2 protein-coding genes are annotated in these 2,234 nt (G+C 63.6%); one reads left to right on the top strand and one right to left on the bottom strand.

The window, feature by feature from the left end:
• The coding region (locus tag VMW12_13395) for a hypothetical protein (protein HUZ50716.1) at nucleotides 1-654 on the top strand (654 nt) is incomplete at its 5' end.
• Here the strand turns inward: VMW12_13395 and VMW12_13400 are convergent.
• On the bottom strand, nucleotides 644-2,234 hold a 1,591-nt coding region (locus VMW12_13400), incomplete at its 5' end, for an EAL domain-containing protein (GenBank protein HUZ50717.1). The two genes, VMW12_13395 and VMW12_13400, sit on opposite strands and share 11 nt — an antisense overlap.

The raw sequence follows: 2,234 nt of genomic DNA on the forward strand, positions 1-2,234 counted from the left end.
ACCATCGGCACGCGGCCCACACCCACGCCCAAGCCCCCGCCCCCGCCGCCGCCCAAACCCGTCGTAACGCACGCGGTCGTGCTTGCGGTGCCGCAAAAACGCACCGTCATCAAAGCTCCGTCGGGGAAATCCGCTCGCAAAGAAATTATCCACCACGCCGGGGCTGCGCGCCCGAAGCCGCCGCATATCTCCCACGCCAAACCGATCTGGGATATTCCGGTGGGAGCGCAAGGTGCCGGGGCCGGAAAAGGCCAGGGTGCGGGCAGTGTGGCGAGCGGCACGAGCGGAACCGGGACCGGAGATAGCGGCACCGGGAGCGGCTCGCAGGCTGCGGCGTGCGGAGAAGTGGACTTCTCGGTGGTCGGCGATCCGCGCTACGATCGTGCTACCGGCTTTTGGGTATACGACAACGTTAAGATGATCGTCCACATGAGCGACGGCACGCAACAAGAAGTAGCCCTCGACTATCCGTGGCGCTACAAAAACGAGCGCATGGATCCGTTCAAACACAACGACGTGCCGACGTTCTTCCAATTCCCGCCCAAGAGCATGCGCGCATCCGAGCCACAGGCGGTGCAGTACGTCATGCAACATACCACCGCATATGGCGGAACCACGCTGAGCGATTGTCCGGGGCCGCCTCCTACGCCGTAGGGACGCCTTCGCGCAAGAGCAGGCACAAATCCGTGGCGACGAGCGGCACGCTGAAATGATATCCCTGTGCGTGTTCGCACGCGAGCTTAGAAACGAATGCGAGTTGCTCGTGTGTTTCGACGCCCTCGGCGATCAATCCGAAGCCCAGCGTTTTTGCCAGCGTAACGATGGCGCGTACGATCGCCTGGTCGTACGAATCGTGGGCGATATCGGCAATGAAGGCGCGATCGATTTTCACCGCGCCGACCGGGAGCCGTTTGAGATATCCGAGCGAACTGTACGCGATGCCGAAGTCGTCGACGACGACGCGCACGCCCAGCCGGCGCAAATGCCCGAGCGTCTGGAGTGCGAGATCGTCGATCATGACGCTCTCGGTAATTTCGATATCCAAAGCGTGGGGCGGGAGGCCGCATTCGTGCAGCGTCGCCTCGATATATTGGGCCAGGTCCGCTTCTGCAAAATCGCGCGCCGAGAGATTCACCGCGATGCGAAAATCGGGATTGCCGCCCGCGCGGATTTCGGCCGCCTGCGTGCACGCCTCTCGCAGCACCCAGCGCGAGATCTCGACGATCAGCCCGGTCTCCTCGGCGATCCCGATAAAGCGGTCGGGTAGTATCTCGCCGTGCTTGCCGTGCATCCATCGCAGCAGCGCCTCGGCACCGATGATGCGCGAATCCCGCACGTTCACGATCGGCTGAAAGCGCAGTTCCAACTCGCCGCGATCGACGGCGTGATGCAGATCTTGCTCCAGGCGTAGCTTCACCAGCGCAGCGGAATCGGTATTCGCATCGTAGGATTTGATGCGATTGCGCCCGGTCTGCTTGGCCCGGTACATCGCAGAATCTGCGTGCATGACCAGCTCCTCGGCGCTCGTCCCGTCGTTCGGAAACGTGCTGGTGCCGATGCTGGCGGTAACGTAGAGTTCGCGGCCGGATATGTGGAAAGCTGCGCCCAGCGCCGCCTGCACGTCGGCGGCCACCATCGCTAGGGAGAGCGTTTCGCCCAGCGGCATTACGATGATGAACTCATCGCCTCCGCTGCGAAACACCGATCCGCGCGCGTCCAACGAGGATCGCAAGCGCGCGGCGAACGCGCGCAGCAGATCGTCGCCCGCGCGGTGGCCGAGCGTATCGTTGATGTTCTTGAAGCGATCGACGTCGACGAAGAGCACGCCCAACGCGCAGCGTTCGCTGCGCGCGCGGTCCAGCGCTCCTCCCAGTTGTTCTTCCAGCGCGAGCCGGTTTGGAAGCTGCGTGAGCGCATCGACGCGGGCGAGGTGCGCGAAGTGATCGGCCGTCTCTTTCATCTCGGTGATATCCAGCGCGACGCCGATGGCACCGATGATGCTGCCGCTCATGCCGCGCAGCGGCTCGACGTGATGTTGGAGCCAGCGCCCGGCGAGGCGCGTTTCAAAGCGCTCCGAATCGCCGCCGAACGCACGGCGAATAACCGCGAGCGCGCGCTCCTTGGATTCGGCATCGGCGAGCATCAATTCGAAGTTTTGGCCCAAGAGGTCGCGCTCGCTCAGCCCTTGCGTGCTCAAGCCTGCGCCGACGACCGAGGTGAAGTTCATGTCCAGG

The sequence above is a fragment of the Candidatus Dormiibacterota bacterium genome, assembly GCA_035532835.1.
Lineage (GTDB): Bacteria > Vulcanimicrobiota > Vulcanimicrobiia > Vulcanimicrobiales > Vulcanimicrobiaceae > DAHUXY01.